We start from the raw sequence: 18657 nt of genomic DNA, 5'->3' as shown, positions 1-18657 counted from the left end.
GAGGAACCGGATCAGTGCCACCTTTGAGCACCTGGTAACGTCTGCCTTGGGTCAGACGTTACTTATTCTAGGCAGCATCAGTTTCCTTGATCTGAAAGGTCGGGATGCGCGAATTATCCATGGGCAGAACGCGCGATTTCAACGCATCATTGCACATCAACCCGCTTTGCGTATCCAGCGTTGCCGCAACGGCTGAGGCATTGACCGCAGCCATGCTAAGTGCTGTCCAGACCGTCTTTTTATCGGCCAACGCATAGGCAATCGTTGCGTTAAACGCATCCCCTGCGCCAATGGTGGCTTCGACCACGCATGGGATAGCCGGGCGAAACAGGATGGCATTGTCGCTTGCCAGATACGCGCCTTCTGATCCATTGGTGATGACCACATATTTGCAGCCCATCCCCATGATCTTTTCAGTAAAATCAGGAAGCGAAACCTTGGATGATTTTTCTCCCAGTCCTTCGCGATAAAGAACGGGATCACCGGTGTTACAATCGGGAAAATGCGGGGAGGGGGTGAGAAAACCTTCTGCCAATGCTTCCGATTCTTCCTTGTTGATCGCCAACAGATCTACCCATTTCAGGGCTTCGATCAGTTTTTCTTTACGTCTTCTGATTTGGCGAATGCCGGGGTTACAGGCCACAAAGGCCCCAGATTTTTTGGCAAGTTCGACAATCTTTGGAAAGACGGCGGCAGAGGCTGCGCTTAGGGTCGAGACATAGACCATATCAATCCCGTCAAACATGCTTTGTGTGATCTCCTGATCTTTCAGGGACGTGTTGGCCCCGCGATTGACGAATATCCCGGCGTTGCGGTCGTGGGAGCAGACAACGACGGATTTACCCGTTGATTGATCAGGTTCTTTCACGACAAAATCCGTGTTGATGCCTTCTGAATTCAACCGGGAAAGAATGGATTGCCCATCCAGATCATCCCCGATTTTCAGAACTGCCGAGACTTCCCCGCCCAATCGCGCCATACAGACGGCAGCATTGGTTGCGCCACCGCCAACATGGGTGTCGATGCGGCTGGCTTCGACCTTTTTTCCCTGTTCCATCATCAAGAAGGAATTGGTGGCGTTTTTCATGCTGATACATTCAATGTCGTCAGGCTCAATTGATGTGATTACATCAATGGTGGCCCCGCCGATTACCAAGGCTTTCATGTGATAAATCCTTCTTTGACATCGCGGTTGATATATTTCTGCCAGTTTTTTTCCTGACTTTCTGGTGTGCGCGACGCTATGCGGAAGAAATCAGGATTGGTGATGATCAGGTCTGCTGTCGCGGGATTGCAGGCCAGGGCCACGTCATAAAGGGTGGACATGCGCACCAGAGCTTTCACATCCACATCATGGGGTTGGGCTGTCATGGGGTCCTGAAAGAAGACCAGCGCATCCAGCTTGCCCTCGCAAATCAAGGCGCCGAGCTGTTGATCTCCACCCAGTGGGCCGGATTTAAGTGCGGTGATTTCAAGGTCTGCATGGGCATCGCTCAGGATGCGTGATGTGGTCCCGGTTGCAAAAAGATTGTTGGGGCGCAGGTGGTTTTTGTTTTTATCCACCCAGCCTGCCAGCAAGTCCTTCATCGCATCATGGGCGACCAGACCGATATTTAACGGACGAACGATCATGCGGCTGCCCCCACCTTGGCGATGCGCAAGATGTTGGTCGATCCGGCGTTACCGAACGGCACACCTGCAGTAATCACGACAGTATCGCCTTTGGATACCACATCTTTGCTTTGGGCGACTTCAAGCGCGGTCTGCACCATCTCACGCATATCGGTTGCGTCCGGGCAAACGATGGCATGCACCCCCCAGACGAGGCAGAGCGCACGCGCGATCTGTACATCGGCGGTGAGGGCTGCGATCTGTGCTTCCGGGCGTTCGCGGGCGGCACGCAGGGCCGTTTTACCGGATGTGGAATAACAGATGATCGCTTTTGCATCCATGGTGGCTGCCACCTGACGGGCAGCCGCACTGATGGCATCGGTGTTGTTATGTTCCGTGCCTTTGCGGGAAGCTTCCATCAGCCGACGGTGCAGCGGGTCGGCTTCGACCTCTGCCACAATGCGCGCCATTAAGGATACGGCTTCCACCGGATAATCCCCGGCGGCTGTTTCCGCCGACAACATCACAGCATCCACCCCGTCATAGATGGCGGTTGCCACATCGGATGCTTCGGCCCGTGTTGGGGTGGGGGCGCTGATCATGGTTTCCAGCATCTGGGTTGCGACAATCACTGGGCGACCACGATTTCGCGCGGCTGAAACGATTTTTTTCTGAATGGCTGGAACTTTTTCTGGTGGTAGTTCTACGCCTAAGTCTCCACGCGCCACCATGACCGCATCGGATTGTTCAATGATATTATCCAGATGAACTAGGGCGGTTGGTTTCTCAATCTTGGAAATGATCTGGATGCGCGGACCAGTGAGTTCGCGCAGTTCCTTTAAATCATCCGGGCGCTGTACGAAGGATAAGGCCACACTGCCGATCCCTTGGTCTAGACCAAAGGCCAGATCGTCTTTGTCTTTATCGGTCATGGCGGACACATTGATTTCTGCATCGGGCAGGCTGACACCTTTGCGGTCTGACAGCACACCTTCAACTTCGGCCACAGCGATAATGTGATCCTCGGCAACTTCGGTCACCTGCATGATCATTTTGCCATCATCAATTAACAGACGATGACCAACGGAGACAGCCTGAATAATTTCCGGATGCGGCAGGCAGACCCGTTCATGATCACCGGGCTGATCGGCCGTCAAATCGAATTTAAAGGGATCTCCCGCTTTTAAGTGGACTTTGTCATATTCAAAGGTGCCCAGACGGAATTTTGGGCCTTGCAAGTCCATGAATAGACCAAGTGGACGGCCCAGTTCTTTTTCGGCCAGGCGTACGGCTTTGATGCGTGCGCCATGTTCTTCATAGCTGCCGTGGGAAAAATTCAGGCGAAAGACGTTGGCACCTGCCTTGGCGAGGTCCAGAATTTTTTCAACGGTGCTGGTTGAAGGGCCTAATGTGGCAATGATTTTGGCTTGTTTGGTGAGTTGATAACTCATGTGTTACTTCCCAATGCGTTGCAATGTGCGCACGGACTTGGACTTCACCCAGTCCGTAACCAATGCGTCAAAGGCGATAAAATGGTTGGAGGCCAGATGCACATCAAAGGCTGCCCGGTCTGTGTAAATCTCATACAAAAAGAAGGTGGATGAACTTTCCGGGTCACGACAGACATCAAAGATATGACAACCGGGTTCTTTCAATATTGAATTTTCAGCTTGTTCGAGCATGGCGTGATGGAACTGATCTTCCAATCCGGGTTTGATTTCAAAATCGACGAGAACGACGAACATGATTATGCCTCTTCTTTTGTGACAAAAGCTTTACCGCTTCCGTACCCTTTATTGAACTTTGCAAGGGCTTCTTCCATATGGCCCTCGCCCAAAACGACCGCACCGCCTGCGACCATGGTGCGCCAGTAGACGTCACACAGGGTTTCGACTTCCAATGCCATGGACAGCGCCTGTTTCAGGTTGCCGCCTACCGCGATTTGCCCATGATTGGCCAAAAGGCAGGCTTTGCGCCCGTCCAGTGCTTTCACCGCGACATCGGATAAAGCTTGTGTGGCGAAGGTTTCATATGGGGCACAGCGGATGGTGTCACCGCCCGTTACCCCGATCATGTAATGAAAAGGCGGCACGTCTTTCTGCATGCAGGCAATCGTCATCACTGCCTTGCCATGGGTATGGACGATGGCGTTGACTTCGGGGCGGGCTGCAAAGATATCTTCGTGAAAGCGCCATTCGCTGGACGGTTTGCGCAATCCATTGAGGCTTTCATGAGAACCATCGGGGCGTTTAAGCACCACATCTTCTGGTGTGATGTCTTCATAGGCCATGCCGGACGGGGTAATGAGGAAGCCTTCATCCACCCGCACTGCTGCATTACCGGACGTTCCCTGATTGATGCCCATCTCGTTCATTTTCAAAACGGTCTGGATCAGCTCGTTTCGTAAATCTAGATATTGCATCACGCGCCCCCATCTAATTGATTAAGGGCCTTAAGGAAGAAATCTTCCCCGCCAAAATTGCCGGATTTAAGGGCAAGGGCCAATGGTTGATCGCCAATGCTTTTGGTCCAGGGCACACCCGGATCAATCTGCGGGCCAATTTCCATCTGGCGCACATTTAAGGCATTGATCACTGCACCGGATGTTTCCCCGCCTGCGACAACAAAGCGGCGAACACCTATGTCTTTCAGACGGCGTGCAATCTCACTGATGACTTTTTCGACTTTTGATCCCACCTCAACCCGGCCACGTTTTTGCTGAATTTCGGAAACAACATCTGGATCGGCGGAGGAATAGAACAAGACGGGTGTGCCGGACTGAATATGTGCTTCTGCCCAGGCAACGGCTTCATCTGCGACAGGTTTATTATCCAGAATATTCAAAGCATCCAGACGGAAACTTGGCATATGATCCTGCGCATAATCAACCTGTGCCCGTGTGGCTTCGGAACAGCTGCCAGAAAGAATAATGCTCGGACCATCCGGGGCATCAAAAGGCACATCGCCTGTATTTTGCGGTAAAAGACCTGCTTTGCGGTAATTATCCGGCAATCCTTGGGCAACAGCTGAACCCCCGGTGATCAATGCCATGTCGTCGCAGGCCTGACCAATGGTGCGTAAGTGATCGTCGCTGATCGCATCCATGATATAAATGGTGCGGTTTTGTTTGTTATCCTGCATGGCTTTGTGGGTCGCGCCATGGCCTTTTTCGATGGTCTCATAGTAAATATTGCTGATGGTCGATTTGCTTTGTTTAGAGAGCACGCGTTTCAGGTTTGGGTCCCGCATGGGGGTGAGCGGGTGATTGCGCAGGGAACTTTCAGACAGCAGTCCATCATTCACAAACAGATAGCCACGATAAACCGTGCGTCCGTTTTCCGGGAAAGACGGGCAGGCGATGGTTTGTTCGGTGTCCAGATTCTCCATCAAGGCATCTGTCACAGGGCCGATATTGCCGTCCGCAGTTGAATCGAATGTGGAGCAATATTTAAAGAAGATTTGCTGTGCACCCGCTTTCTTCAACCAGTCACAGGAGGCTACGGACATTTTGATCGCATCGTCTGTCGGGATCGTGCGTGATTTTAGCGCAATGACAACAGCATCGGCATCGGGCACAGGCGTGTCGGGTTTGGGGACGCCCACGATCTGGACAGTTTTCATCCCTTCGCGGACCAAAATCATGGCAAGATCGGTGGCCCCGGTTAAATCATCGGCGATACAGCCCAAGGTGATTTTCATCGTTTTTACTCTTTTAAGATTTTACGCGTGCAATGACTTCGCTGGTCACTGCTTTGGTGCCCATGTCGCCGCCAAATTCCATGGGGCGAATGGCGTTGGCTTCAAAGCCCTGATAAACTGCACTTTCAATCAGTTGTGCCGCGTGGGACAGCGCATCGTTGCCGGATTTGTCCGCCAGATAATCCAGCATCAGGGCACCGCTTAGGATGGCAGCAAGCGGATTGGCTTTATCCTGACCCATAATGTCCGGGGCACTGCCATGGGCGGGTTGAAAGAGACCGTGATGATCACCAATTTCTCCGCAGGCCGCCATACCCATGCCGCCAACAAGACCACCGGCTTGATCAGATAGAATGTCGCCGAACATATTTTCCGTGACGACGACATCGAAATCCCAGGGGCGGCGGATGAAATCCAGGGCCTGCGCGTCCACATAGTTATAGGATTTTTCGATATCGCTATAGTGAACGCTTTGTTCATCAAAGATTTTGCGAAAAAACGCCATGGATTTAAATACATTGGCTTTATCCACGCAGGTGACCTTGCCTGTCTTGCCACGCTCTTTACGTTTGCGTGCCAGTTTGAAGGCGAAATCATGCAGTTTTTCAGTGGTGGAACGGGTAATACGCATTACGTCTTGCACTTCATCGTTATTTTCCACCGGGCAGCGATTATGGACGGCGGCTGAATAAAACAGCCCTTCGGTTGATTCGCGCAAAATTACCATATCAATGGATTGTGCGCGTGGATCGGCCAGTCGTTGCGGGGCGTTTGGATAAGCACGGACCGGGCGCACACCGCCATAAAGCTGGAAGCGGTCACGCAGACGCAGGTGTGGGGAAATCTCTGTGCCGTTTTCATAGCGGATGGAGGGCAGACCAATTGCGCCCAAGAAAATGGCATCAGCTTCACCTGCGGCTTCTTCACCGCCATCTTCGATGTCTTTTCCGGTCTCTTTATAATAACCGGCACCTGCATCAATATAATTATAGGCCAGCGAAAAACCACCGATGCGATTTTGCGCGGCATCGATGACAGCAAGGGTGGCTTCTGTGACGTCAATGCCGATTCCATCACCTTTGATGGCGGCAATTTGATAAGTCGAAGAGCTCATAATACGTTCCTAATTCTATTCTTGTTTTGTTAGGTCAAAAAGGATGGGTGGCAACCTGGAGGGGGAAGCCACCCACCAAGGGGAGACGACTCTAAATCTGGTCAAAAATCCCAGAAATTTTGTTCCCATATTCAGATGAAAAGAGGTGCGAAAAATTTCTTTTTAAATTTTTTTGCGAATTCTTCTGAAAATCCGTGAACATGGATGTTTTTCCAAAAAGTTAAAATAAACAGTAAGTTAGGCTGGTTTATGCGGTCCGTTTCCTGCCCGTCTTGAAACTTATTTAATATGTTTGTTTTGCATTTGTCAATGTATACATTAAAAAATTAATTGACAAATATTTTAACGCATCTATCTTAAGGTGGACTTGTTGCTGTTGCTTAAGACGGCATTTATTTTTCAAAATTTGACGGTTAACTCGCCGCACCTCGGGAGGTAAAAGATGTTAAAAAGTTTATTCACGCTGACGACTGGGACTGTTACAGGCGCTGCATTGCTGGCTTCGGCTTTTGTCATGTCAACAGATGCAAGCGCAAAGACGCTTCGCTTTAGCCACACAGACAACCCTGGTGGTTCACGTCAGGCAGCAGCAGAAGTTTTTGCCGAAAAAGTTAAAGAATATACCAATGGTCGCCACACGGTTCGCATCTACCCGGCTGGTCAGCTGGCAAACGATCCAAAAGCGATTGAACAGCTGCAACTGGGTGGTGTTGATTTCACCGTTTCGGCCACTGGGTCTTATGCGACACATTTGCCAAGCCTGAACCTGACAGCTATGCCTTTCCTGGTGGATACGTATGAACAGGGCTGGGAATTTTATGACAATTCAGATTGGCTGAAGGCTGAATTTGCCAAACTCCCAGAAAAAGGTTTCCGCGTTCTTTCCACATGGGAAGCAGGTTTCCGTTCCTTCACAACAACCATGCCTTTGAATTCACCAGCTGATGCAAAAGGCAAAAAAATGCGTGTTTATCCAAACGATATGATCCGCTGGACCATGGAAGCCATCGGTTTCCAAACCGTGGTTATGCCAATCACTGATGTGTATCTGTCCATCCAGCAAGGTGTTGTGAACGGTCAGGAAAACCCGGTTGATACCATCAAGTCCCTGCGTTTCAACGAAGTTGCGAAAAACATTACACTGACACGTCACGTCTACAGCCCACTGCCACTGACAGTATCTGAAGCGACCTGGCAGGCTTTCTCAGCTGAAGATAAAGAAGCGATCATGAAAGCTGCCAAAGAATCTTCTGCTTTCAGCCGCAAGCTGGTGAAAGATTCCGTCAACAGTCAGCTGGAAGAAATGAAGGGTGCGGGTGCGACGATCATTTCACCTGAAATCGGTCCATTCCGTGATGCTGTCGCGTCTGTTTATAAAAAAGCAGAAGGCATCTACGGCGATGAAGTTGCAAAGGTACTGGCTTCTGCAAAAGTCATTCGTGAAAAACTCCCAGCAAAATAAGCCCTCTTTGAAAAGTGTCTGCACTTTCCCCGGTGCAGGCACTTTTTCCATCTAGATAATTGGGAGCACCATTGTGGACTACCGAGATAGATATCCCACCGTACTCGGACTCGTAAGCAAGCTGATAGATGCATGTCTTGTAAGCGGTGGAACGATCGTACTTTTCCTTATTTTCATCAATGCCGTTTTACGTGGCGCAGCTGGATTTGATCTGGCCTGGTCACTGGAAGTAACAGCCTTTCTTTTATTGTGGCTGACTTTCCTTGGATGTGCGGCAGCAACAGCAAGAGGCGCACATATGCGGGTCACCGAAATTGTGGCCAATCTGGTGCCAGAAAAGCTGCAGCCTGTCCTTGAATTGATGATCAGCGTTGTGATCGCGGTGTTGCTCTGCTCACTGATTTACCAAGGCTATAACATCTCTGCACATACCTGGGCACAAAAGACAACCGTGCTTTATTGGCCCGTTGGATTGCTTTATGCGTCCCTGCCTGTCGGTATGTTGCTTACCCTAATTTTCCATCTCTATAACGTCATGCTTGATATCAAAAAAAGCTTCTTGGTCGTGGGCGGTAAAATCAAAAAATCCGATGACCCTAGCTGGGAGGATTTCGAATGATTTTGCTGTTTATCTGCGCGGTTTTCCTCGCCACAATTTTCCTCGGTGTACCGTTGGTATGGGCCATTCTTATCACCGCAATTACGCCGATCTTCGTCTTTGATCTGGGCTATCCGCTGCAAGCTGTGTTTCTGAACTTCATTGGTGGTGTTGAACCCAACCACTTTATTGCCATTCCATTGTTCATCGTTGCTGGTGAACTGATGGGCCGGGGCGGTGTTGGCCAGCGTATTATTGACTTTGCCAAAGCTGCGCTGGGCTTCCTCCCCGGTGGTCTGGGTTGTGTCGTTGTGGGGGCATCCATGTTGTTTGGCGGTATTTCTGGTTCCGCTATTGCAGATTCAGCAGCCATCGGATCGGTCATGATCCCGAATATGGCCAAGCAGGGCTATAAGAAAGCCTTTGCTGGTGGCCTTGTGGCTGCAGCAGGCACCATCGGTATCATTATTCCGCCTTCCATCCCGATGCTGATCTATGGCTTTGTGGGCAATGTTTCTGTGGCTGACCTGTTCCTTGCAGGCATGATCCCGGGGCTGATCTTCGGTCTGTTCTTTATGGGTGTCTGTTATTATATCGGTAAGAAAACACAGTGTGACCCAGGTGGTCATCGCACCACACCGCGCGAGTTGTGGATTGCGTTCTACCGTTCTGCACCAGCCCTGTTTATGCCGATCCTGATCCTTGGTGGTATCTTTGGCGGGATTGTAACGCCGACAGAAGCAGCAGCCGTTGCAGTGGTTTATGGTCTGGTAGTGACTGTTGGTTTCTATCGTGACTTTGCGATCAAGGATTTGCCGAAACTGGTTATTGACTCGTTTGTCACTAGTGCGATTGTTATGGTCGTGATTGGTGCAACAAGCGTTCTGGGCTGGCTGATCACGCTGGAACAATTGCCACAAATTCTGGCTGAGTTCGTACAAAGCGTATCATCTAACCAATTGATGTTCCTGTTGCTGGTAAATGTTGTGATGTTGATCCTTGGTCTGGTTCTGGACCCTGTGCCTGCCATCCTGCTGACGGCACCGCTGTTTATCCCGACAGCTGCAAGCTTCGGCGTTGATCCGGTGCACCTTGGTGTTATCATGACCTGTAACGTGGCTGTTGGCCTGTTCACACCGCCGGTTGGGGCAACATTATATGTGGCCTCCAGAATATCCGGTGTGGGTGTTTTGTCCATCGCGCGTGCCATGGCCCCGCTTTATATGGTTGCAATCTCTGCACTGTTGGCTGTGACCTACTTCCCGGCGCTGTCCATGACAATGGTTCATATGTTCAGATAGGATGATTGAAGAATGATTGACTTAAATACAATTGAACGCGTAAGTGCAGAACTCAATCGTCCGGAATGTGTCCTTGCCACGTCCAACGGCCGTCTTTATACGGCTGACTGGCGCGGCGGGGTCGGGATTACCGAAGCCGATGGGTCACAATGGTATCTTTTGCCCAATGAAGACCTGGGCCTTCGCCCCAACGGTATCTGCCTGATGGAAGACGGCTCCGTCCTAGTTGCTCATCTGGGTGATGAAGACGGCGGGGTCTACCGGATTGCGGAAGATGGCACAACGACGCCATTTTGTGTGGAAGTTGATGGGATGGCCCTGCCGCCCACCAACTACCCCCATCTGGATGCAAAAGGGCGGGTGTGGATTACAGTTAGCACCCGTCAAGTCCCCCGCGCGTTAGGCTATAACCAGACTGTGAAGGATGGCTTCGTCGTTCTGGTCGATCAGGGCAAGGCCCGCATTGTGGCAGATGATCTGGGTTATACCAATGAATGTCTGGTTCATCCCGATGGCAAACGCCTGTTTGTAAATGAAACCTTCGGGCGCAAGCTGGTCAGCTTTGATATTGCGGAAAATGGTGATTTATCCAACAAAACCACCATCTGTGAATTTGGTTTGGGCACGTACCCAGACGGCATGACCTTTGACACCGACGGTGGCATCTGGATCACATCGATTGTGTCAAATCGCGTTATCCGCATTGATCCGGACGGGTCACAGGAAATCATGATTGAAGATTGTTCCATGGACCATCTTGAATGGGTGGAAGAAGCCTTCCTTGCTGGTGAAATGGGGCGTCCTCATCTGGACAATGCGCAAAGTAAAAAGCTGAAGAATGTTTCCAGCCTTGCCTTTGGTGGATCTGACCTGAAAACAGGTTACCTCGGTTGTCTGCTGGATGATTGTGTCTATACATTCAAGGCCACCCACACAGGCTTTGCCCCGACACATTGGAATTTTGAAGGACCAAAACGCCATGGATAAGTTACGTATTGCAACGGTGGGAACGGGCTATTTTAGCCGTTTTCAATATGCCGCCTGGGCGAGATTGGAAGAGGTCAAGCTGGTCGGTGTCTGTAACCGCACCGCTGGCCCGGCTAAAGAGCTGGCCGAACAATATAATATCGAAGGTGTCTATCAGGATTTCGAACAAATGCTGGATGAGGTCAAGCCCGACCTTGTGGACATCATCACACCGCCAGCAACCCATGTGGAATATGTGAAAGCAGCGATTGCACGCGACATTCCGGTCATTTGTCAGAAACCTTTTACGCCGTCCTATGAAGAAGCCAAAGACCTGGTCCGTCTGATTGAAGAAAAGCAGGCCAAAGTGATCATTCACGAAAACTTCCGCTTTCAGCCCTGGTATCAGAAGATCAAGGCTGTGCTGGATGAAGGGTTGTTGGGTAAGCTTTATGAGATTTCATTCGCGCTTCGACCCGGTGACGGGCAGGGGCCAGAAGCCTATATGGACCGTCAGCCTTATTTTCAACAAATGGAACGTTTGCTGGTTCATGAAACAGCGGTGCATTTAATCGATGTATTCAGATACCTTTTTGGTGATGTGAAATCCATTTATGCCGATCTGCGCCGGGTTAATCCGGTGATAAAAGGCGAAGATGCAGGGGTTATCCTGTTTGATTTTGAAAACGGGGCCTGCGGTCTGTTTGATGGCAATCGTTTAAGTGATCACAAGGCCAAGAACCGCCGCCTGACCATGGGTGAAATGCGGATTGAAGGGGAAAACGGCACTGTCTCATTAAATGGTGATGGGGAGTTGTACTATCGAAAACACGGTGAAAATCAAGACGTTGCTTTGGATTATAACTGGATCGATCGTGATTTCGGTGGTGACTGTGTTTATAACCTTCAACGTCATGTCGTGGACCATTTTGTCCGTGGCACAGAACTTATGAATTTGGCCAAGGACTATCTGGTCAATATTGAAATTGCAGAAGCGAGCTATATCTCCAACGACAAAGGGATGAGGATCAACTTTGAATAAAAGAAATCATGACTTGATTTAGACACGCCAGTTGCTAGAAAATCATATTATCAAGGAGGAATTCGACAATGGCTACAGCAGCAGTAAAAAAACTAAAAAGCAAGACACCCAAGGTGCCAATTGCTGAACAGGCTTATGCTGAGCTTAAACGCCGCATCCTTGAAAATGAACTGCCAACAGGTCACCAGCTGATGGAAGGTGAAGTTGCCGACTTGCTTGAAATTAGCCGCACACCGGCCCGTGAAGCCATGATGCGCCTTGAAACCGAAGGGTTGGTCGAGGTCCGTCCGCGTCACGGGATGAAGGTGAAACCTGTTTCTGTTTCAGATATGAAAGAGATTTATGCCCTGTTGACGGGGCTGGAATCGACAGCTGCCTGGCAGGCCGCGATGCGTGATCACACGGATGAAGAAATTCAGGCCTTGCGTGACAGTGTGGATCAGATGGATGAAGCCTTGAAAGCACAGGACCTGGATGCCTGGGCCAATGCGGACGCCACCTTCCACAGGTTGTTGGTGGAAATGAGCGGTAATCAGCGCCTGATCGAACTGGTCAGCCGTTTTATCGACCAGTCCCACCGGGTGCGTAAATTGACGTTACGTCTGCGCCCCATGCCTGCGCAATCGAATGAAGATCATTCCAATGTGGTGGACGCGATTGTTGCCAAAAATGCTGAAGAAGCCCGGCGTATTCACCGAATTCACCGGGAAAAGGCAGGTTTCCTGCTGGTGGAGCTTCTGGAAAGTCATGGTCTGACGCAGCTTTAAGGCTGCGCGCACCTTAATAAACCGAATTTAAGAATTTTACCTGATCTGCTGATTATCAGTGTTTCAGCGTGAGCCTTTTATTGTCTGAACTTAACGAACGCGATGTTCTATTTTTAAGGAGACTTCCATGTCTTTTCGTATTGCCATCAATGGCTTTGGCCGCATTGGCCGCTTGTGTTTACGTGCCCTGATCGAAAGCGGGCGTGAGGATATCGAGGTGGTGGCCATCAATGATCTCGGCCCCGTCGATACCAATGCCCATTTATTGAAATATGACTCTGTCCATGGCGTCTTGCCAGCGGACGTCAGTTCCACACCCGAAGCCATTGTGGTAAATGGTAAACCCATCACCTGTCTTGCGGAACGTGATCCGGCAAACCTCCCGTGGGATGCTTTGGGTGTGGATATCGTTTATGAATGCACGGGTATCTTCGTATCCAAAACGCAAGCCGAAGCACACATTCAAGCAGGGGCGAAGAAGGTTCTGATCTCTGCACCGGGCAAAGAAGTCGATATGACGGTTGTTTACGGGGTGAACCACGACAAGCTGACGGCAGAGCACAAGGTGGTTTCCAACGCATCCTGCACAACAAACTGCCTGGCCCCGGTCGCAGATGTGCTGCACAAGGCCGTGGGGATCAATAAGGGATATATGACCACGGTGCATTCCTACACAGGGGATCAACGCATGGTGGATACGCTGCATGGTGATCTGCGCCGTGCACGCGCTGGTGCTATGTCTTTGATTCCGACATCGACGGGGGCGGCTAAAGCTGTCGGGCTTGTTCTGCCGGAACTGGCGGGCAAGCTGGATGGTTCGGCCATTCGTGTGCCCACACCCAATGTATCGATGGTTGATTTAACCTTTGAAGCCGCGCGTGAGACAACGGTGGACGAGATAAATCAGGCGATTGTGGCAGCGGCCAATGGGCCCTTGAAAGGCGTTTTGGGGGCTTATGATGCGCCCCTTGTGTCCATTGACTTTAATCACAATTCAAATTCATCGGCCTTTGATCTGACTCAGACGACGGTGATGGAAGGCAGCTTTGTACGTATTCTGTCCTGGTATGATAATGAATGGGGCTTTTCCAACCGTATGTCCGACACGGCCGCTGTGATGGCTGAGGTTGGGCTTTAAAAGACGGAAATGCCTGAATGGTCGGTGAACCATTCTAACGCCTTGGTCCCCACACAGGAATTGCCATATGTATCCAGTTCCGGGGACCAGACAGCTACGGTGAACTTGCGGGGGTAGACTGCCAATATGCCCCCGCCGACGCCACTTTTTGCAGGCAGGCCAACGCGGAAGGCAAAGTTCCCCACCGCATCATAAAGCCCACAGGTCATCATCAGGGAATTGATCCGTTTGGTGTTGCGCGGACCCAATATTTGTTTGCCCGCGATATCTGAATATCCTTCCAGCATCAAAGGGGTGCCAGCACGCGCCAGATCAAGACAGCTTGTGGTCAGGGAACATTGGCGAAAATAAATATCCAGCAGGTCATCCACCGGACTGTCGATATTGCCAAAGCTTTTCATAAAATGGGCAAGCGCTGCGTTTCGATGCCCATGCGCCTTTTCTGACAAGGCCACAACTTCATCAATCCGGTTGGTTTTATTGCCACTGAGTTTGCGATAAAAATCACTGATCCGGCGCGATGCGTCCGCACTGCGGCTGGCAATGATATCGGTGATGACGATGGCGCCTGCATTGATAAAGGGATTACGCGGAATGCCTTTTTCATGTTCCAGCTGGATCAGGGAATTAAAGGCATTGCCCGATGGTTCACGCCCTACACGGTCCCAGATTTCATCGCCTGACAATTCCACCGCCTGCATCAGGGTGAAGAGTTTGGAAATGCTCTGGATGGAAAACTGCTGGGTGGCCTGACCGACCTGAAATTCTTCGCCCTCTGCGGTGCGCACGACCATGGCAAAGCTGTCGCCCGGCACCTTGGCCAGGGCAGGGATGTAGTCAGCAACTTTGCCCTGTCCAAAAAGAGGGCGCACGTCCTGTTCAATCTGTTCGAGGATTTCTTGAAAATTCATGGTCTCTCAGGTCTTTTTATAATTGGTATGACCTCTTTAACAAGAGACTGTTCTATTTGCAATGTCAAAAGAAAAGGCCCCGATTTTCTTTTAAATCAGGGCCGATGTTTCTATTTCAGTGTTGCGAGGTAGGCGGCAACATCTTTTCGTGATTGTTCATCTTTTAATTTGTAGGTCATCTTGCTTTTGGCACTTGGATCACCTGTTTTCTCTTTCAAAAATGCAGATGGATTTGCGATATATTCAGCAATCAAGTCTTCAGTCCAGACGGTGGCGTAGGCCTGCATGGATTTGGAATATTTGTTAAAGCCCTCTGTCTGACCTGCTGTGCGGCCAATCACACCAAACAGGTTGGGGCCAACTTTATGTTTGGTGCCTGCTTTGACACTGTGGCAGGTGCGGCATTTCTTAAAGACTTTTTCGCCTTTAACCACATCGCCGCCAGCCATTGCTGTCTTGACCATATCGACAGCTTTTGTCATTTCCGCCATGGCTGGTTCTGCTGCTTTTTTGACGTCTTCAACAGCTGTTTCTGTTGCCTTTTGGGCTTCTTCTACAACAGGCTCAGAAGCTTTTGCTACTTCCTCAACAATCGGGGCGGCTTGTGATTTTACCGCTTTGGCCATGTCCTTGGCTTTATCAGTCAGCGATGTGGCGGCAGGTTCCGTTTTTTCAACGGCTTTAGGGGCCGGGGCTTCTGCTTTCTTTTCTTCTTCACCACAGGCTGCAAGTCCGATCAAAGCAGCACTTGCAACACAAATCGTCAGGATTTTTTTCATGTCGATAGAATTTCCATTTTAATGGTTTGATATGGTTGATTAACAACCATGTAGGGGGGATTATTTATCAGATTGGGTAATGTAGGATGCATATTTGCGATCTTCCAGCAGGATATGCAGCAAAATCCATCGTTTCAGGAAACGGATGATTTCATTGGCTTCTGCCTTGGAAAGCGGTTTGGCGCACTTTTCCTGCAGTTTTTCTACCTGTGCCACAAGCTGAGCATGTTTTTGCTTATGAGTATCTGATTCAGAATAATTAGCATTAGTGAAGATTTTTTCTTCTTTCTTGAAGTGAAAATGGGTGTAATCCGACAGGGACTGTGCCAGCGGGACCATTTCTTCTGCTGATTTTTGCTGATCGAGAGCATTGATCAGATCTGCCGTCTGAACCAACAGTTTTTTATGATCTTCATCAATGGTGTTTAACCCAACGCTATATTCTCTGCGCCAGGTAAGTAATGAATGATCCCAGTCATCTGAATTGGCAAGGGCGCGCATTTGGCGTGCAACATTTTCCAGCAATTTCCACTGCACAACCGGGACTTCCTTGATCGTGGCAATGGGAATTAACGCGATGGCGCAATGTTCGCTGAATGCCAGATTAAAGATACTTTCCATACCATAGACCGCATGATCTTCAAACAGGCTATCACCCGCTTCCAGCACCTGAAAAACTTCATCGCCCAGCTTTAAGGTGACAGTCCCCTGTTTGATCAGGCCGACATAGTCGCGCGTGGTTTCATAGTCGTGCAGAAGTTCTGTCTTAGTGGTGACATGCATACTGGCGGCAATGGCATTTTTGCGCCCATCAGAAATTGATCCGCCAAAAAGCCAGGATTTCTGCAGCAATTCGCGTTTTTCCGCCAACATGGAAATGGCCTGGAAACTGTCATTGCGTTTGACGAATTCTTTATACATCGCCATGGGCAGTTTTAGGGCTTTGACAAAGCTGACGGCGCGATAGGTTTCTGTTGACGCCATATCGCACAGCCCCTGCATATCGCCAACAAAACAGCCTGCTGACATGCGGTGCAGTGTGCTTGTCTTGGTATCCAGCATTTCTGCCGACCCGGTCAGCAGGAAGTAGGTATAATCAATCGGATCGCCATCTTTTAAGATGATTTCTTCCGGATTAAATTTTACCACCTCATGGTTCAGCAACAGGCGGAACTGATCCTGTGGTAAGTCCGGGAAGAAAGAGCGCATAAAGCTGAAGGCGCGGGCAAACAGATAATCATGATTACTGGGGATCAGTACATCTTCGGTCCCAAAGGGGGCGCCGCTGCCGATCTGTCGTTCCTGTTCATTTAATTGGCGTGATGTGTGTGCAAAGATGATTTTCCTGGATTTATCCTCAAAGAAATCTTTGGCCATGCCGTGGATCAACCCGCCGCCGTTATCGACTTTCTTGATATCGACTTCTTCCAGATAGGCTTCTTTGACCGCGTTACAATATTCGCGGCTGATGCCAGGGGACTGGTCATCATCGGTGACCATTCCTTCCATCACATCAAAAGCTGCAATATCGGCCAGATGGGCATAGGTCTTATATCCACCGCCCCATTGTGTGCGGAAAAACAGGATGGTGGTTTCCATGGGGTGGGGGGAAATCACCGGTTTGACTTCCAGGCCTTCCACATTGTTCCAGACATTGTCATCAAGGTTATGGACGTCGAAGAAATGGTTGAAACGGCTTTCATCCAGTGCCATCAGGGCACACAGCTTTTTAACCGTCGCCTGACGCACCAGCGGGGTGGCGTAAAATTTAATGCGATGATCAGATCGGATGAGGGAGGGAAGCCCGGCAAAATGGTCATCATGACAATGGGTCATGAAGATGCCGTCGATCTCGCTGATATCAATCCCCAGGGCATGAAGTGTGGTTTCAATATTGGGACCTACATCAATCAGATAGATATTTCCCTGAAAGGTAATGATACTGGCCATGCTGGGTCGTTCAATATCCCATCCATCGCCTTCACCGCTATGAACGATGGAGAAATATTCCCGTCCCACTTGATAACGTCCCAGGTGATAAGACGGCGTATATTGTTCGTTCAGACCCAGGTTCAGATCAACCGTGACCTGTTCCCCCATATAGTCGAATTCGAAGATATTGGTGGCGATACGTTTGACACTGACCCCGTTGCGGATCGGGGTGGCATCGCTGTCAATCACCAGACTGTCCAGCAACTCTTCTGAATTTGCGATTTTCCCGAAAGCAAATTTCAGCTTCAGGCGCATCAGTTCTTTGGCCTGTTCGGGACTTGCACCGGCTTCTATGATCTCTTCTTCATTTAAAAGACCATAATTACCACGATGGATATACTGTATTTGGGCAGCCAGTTGGTCCGGATGCCCCATCAGCAGGGGTTTTACGCCTGTATTGCCCGGATGTTCCGGCAGGATCATGCCCTGACGATAGAGCATCTGCAGGACCGGGAATTCACCCAGATTGGCGAAGCTTCCTTTTTGAACCGTCAGATCGGACAGAAGAATTGCGTTGGGGCCTGATTCATGAAAAACGGGGCTTGCTTCATTGGCAATAATGACCCCCCGTTTCATCATATGTTTGACCGCATCGGCCGGACAGCCACAAAGGATACGTAAATCAGCATCGGGGAATTCAAGCCAAAAGACGCCGTTAGCCAATTTTGACTTTTTAATCCGGCTCATGGTTCGTATCCCCTTTGCTCTTATATCTTTGTAGTTGCTACATAAGTATATAGTGACTTAGGCTATGCGCCACAGCATTTTTTGAATTTTTTGCCTGATCCGCAAGGACAGGGATCATTTCGTCCCGCCTTGAGGGTGACGACGCGCTGTTCCTGTTTCGGGTTCATGTCCCCATCCACATAATACCAGCGGCCATCTGTCTTTACAAAGCGACTGAGCTCATGGTGGATCTGGTGCTGACCATCCATTTTGAAATAGGCACGAAATTCAACAACACCTGTGTCGTCATTTTCCTGGCCTTTTTCTGTTTTGCCGATTTCCAGCTTTTTCCAGATGGCTGATTTGGCCCATTTTTCAGTCTCTGCGGCATCAAAGCCCTGGCGGCTTTCTGGTGTCAGTGTTTCTTCCAGATAGGCCATCTCGCCTTTTTCAAACGCGCTATAGCGGGAACGCATCAGTTTTTCGGCTGTCGGGGCAGCTTCCCCACGGTGAAACGGCTCACAACAAACGGTATATATTCCTGGCGGGAGCCACAGGGGCAAAGTGACATGTCTTCTTCCTTAAAATCTATAATAATTCTGACGGGTTGA

18 protein-coding genes are annotated in these 18657 nt (G+C 49.9%); 7 read left to right on the top strand and 11 right to left on the bottom strand.

Annotated features, from left to right (window positions below; genetic code table 11):
- Window positions 1–67 precede the first annotated feature (67 nt).
- From RYZ26_RS13355 to RYZ26_RS13325, 7 genes are read right to left on the bottom strand one after another with little or no spacing between them, the layout of a single operon-like run.
- Complete coding sequence (locus RYZ26_RS13355) at window positions 68–1165, bottom strand: carbohydrate kinase family protein (RefSeq protein ID WP_317683725.1); 1098 nt, start codon at window positions 1163–1165, stop codon at window positions 68–70.
- Entirely contained in the window at window positions 1162–1632 is a 471-nt protein-coding gene (locus RYZ26_RS13350) for a methylglyoxal synthase (RefSeq protein ID WP_317683724.1), read from the bottom strand. The genes RYZ26_RS13355 and RYZ26_RS13350 overlap by 4 nt, the downstream gene beginning before the upstream one ends.
- Window positions 1629–3062, bottom strand: coding sequence for a pyruvate kinase (gene pyk / locus RYZ26_RS13345; protein ID WP_317683722.1), 1434 nt, complete (start codon window positions 3060–3062; stop codon window positions 1629–1631). Before pyk ends, RYZ26_RS13350 begins: the two co-directional genes overlap by 4 nt.
- 3 nt (window positions 3063–3065) lie before the next feature.
- Window positions 3066–3356 carry a putative quinol monooxygenase gene (locus RYZ26_RS13340; protein WP_317683721.1) on the bottom strand — a complete coding sequence of 97 codons (291 nt, stop codon included), beginning with the start codon at window positions 3354–3356 and terminating at the stop codon, window positions 3066–3068.
- A 2-nt stretch (window positions 3357–3358) separates the two neighbouring features.
- The gene (locus RYZ26_RS13335) at window positions 3359–4033 is read right to left on the bottom strand and encodes a class II aldolase/adducin family protein (RefSeq protein WP_317683720.1); all 675 of its coding nucleotides are present in this window, start codon (window positions 4031–4033) and stop codon (window positions 3359–3361) included.
- The gene (gene otnK, locus RYZ26_RS13330; protein ID WP_317683719.1) at window positions 4033–5310 is read right to left on the bottom strand and encodes a 3-oxo-tetronate kinase; all 1278 of its coding nucleotides are present in this window, start codon (window positions 5308–5310) and stop codon (window positions 4033–4035) included. Before otnK ends, RYZ26_RS13335 begins: the two co-directional genes overlap by 1 nt.
- 13 nt (window positions 5311–5323) lie before the next feature.
- Complete coding sequence (locus RYZ26_RS13325) at window positions 5324–6424, bottom strand: isocitrate/isopropylmalate dehydrogenase family protein (protein ID WP_317683718.1); 1101 nt, start codon at window positions 6422–6424, stop codon at window positions 5324–5326.
- A 442-nt stretch (window positions 6425–6866) separates the two neighbouring features.
- Here RYZ26_RS13325 and RYZ26_RS13320 point away from each other — a divergent pair, with 442 nt between their 5' ends.
- The 7 genes from RYZ26_RS13320 to gap all read left to right on the top strand — a co-directional run bounded on the left by RYZ26_RS13320 (window position 6867) and on the right by gap (window position 13698).
- Window positions 6867–7886 (top strand): TRAP transporter substrate-binding protein, encoded by a 1020-nt coding sequence (locus RYZ26_RS13320; protein WP_317683717.1) that lies wholly within the window; start codon window positions 6867–6869, stop codon window positions 7884–7886.
- Between the two features lie 73 nt (window positions 7887–7959).
- On the top strand, window positions 7960–8505 hold the full coding sequence (locus tag RYZ26_RS13315) for a TRAP transporter small permease (RefSeq protein WP_317683716.1): 546 nt from the start codon (window positions 7960–7962) through the stop codon (window positions 8503–8505).
- The gene (locus tag RYZ26_RS13310) at window positions 8502–9785 is read left to right on the top strand and encodes a TRAP transporter large permease (protein ID WP_317683715.1); all 1284 of its coding nucleotides are present in this window, start codon (window positions 8502–8504) and stop codon (window positions 9783–9785) included. The genes RYZ26_RS13315 and RYZ26_RS13310 overlap by 4 nt, the downstream gene beginning before the upstream one ends.
- Window positions 9786–9797: 12 nt before the next feature.
- Window positions 9798–10772: an SMP-30/gluconolactonase/LRE family protein gene (locus tag RYZ26_RS13305; protein WP_317683714.1), complete on the top strand. Its 975-nt coding sequence runs from the start codon at window positions 9798–9800 to the stop codon at window positions 10770–10772.
- The gene (locus RYZ26_RS13300) at window positions 10765–11793 is read left to right on the top strand and encodes a Gfo/Idh/MocA family protein (protein ID WP_317683713.1); all 1029 of its coding nucleotides are present in this window, start codon (window positions 10765–10767) and stop codon (window positions 11791–11793) included. Before RYZ26_RS13305 ends, RYZ26_RS13300 begins: the two co-directional genes overlap by 8 nt.
- A gap of 68 nt (window positions 11794–11861) precedes the next feature.
- On the top strand, window positions 11862–12560 hold the full coding sequence (locus RYZ26_RS13295; RefSeq protein WP_317683712.1) for a GntR family transcriptional regulator: 699 nt from the start codon (window positions 11862–11864) through the stop codon (window positions 12558–12560).
- A gap of 127 nt (window positions 12561–12687) precedes the next feature.
- Window positions 12688–13698 (top strand): type I glyceraldehyde-3-phosphate dehydrogenase, encoded by a 1011-nt coding sequence (gap, locus tag RYZ26_RS13290; RefSeq protein ID WP_317683711.1) that lies wholly within the window; start codon window positions 12688–12690, stop codon window positions 13696–13698.
- Here the strand turns inward: gap and RYZ26_RS13285 are convergent.
- The 4 genes from RYZ26_RS13285 to RYZ26_RS13270 all read right to left on the bottom strand — a co-directional run bounded on the left by RYZ26_RS13285 (window position 13695) and on the right by RYZ26_RS13270 (window position 18609).
- Window positions 13695–14609 (bottom strand): glutaminase, encoded by a 915-nt coding sequence (locus RYZ26_RS13285; protein WP_317683710.1) that lies wholly within the window; start codon window positions 14607–14609, stop codon window positions 13695–13697. The genes gap and RYZ26_RS13285 overlap by 4 nt on opposite strands.
- A 110-nt stretch (window positions 14610–14719) precedes the next feature.
- On the bottom strand, window positions 14720–15388 hold the full coding sequence (locus RYZ26_RS13280) for a c-type cytochrome (RefSeq protein WP_317683709.1): 669 nt from the start codon (window positions 15386–15388) through the stop codon (window positions 14720–14722).
- Between the two features lie 60 nt (window positions 15389–15448).
- Window positions 15449–18067 carry a bacteriohemerythrin gene (locus tag RYZ26_RS13275; protein WP_317683708.1) on the bottom strand — a complete coding sequence of 873 codons (2619 nt, stop codon included), beginning with the start codon at window positions 18065–18067 and terminating at the stop codon, window positions 15449–15451.
- Between the two features lie 62 nt (window positions 18068–18129).
- Window positions 18130–18609, bottom strand: a complete 480-nt coding sequence (locus RYZ26_RS13270) for a YchJ family protein (protein ID WP_317683707.1) — start codon at window positions 18607–18609, stop codon at window positions 18130–18132.
- Window positions 18610–18657 lie beyond the last annotated feature (48 nt).

Source organism: Terasakiella sediminum, assembly GCF_033100395.1.
Classification (GTDB): domain Bacteria; phylum Pseudomonadota; class Alphaproteobacteria; order Rhodospirillales; family Terasakiellaceae; genus Terasakiella.
The sequence above is the reverse complement of the archived record's forward strand: the minus strand, read 5'-3'. Positions and strand labels throughout refer to the sequence as shown.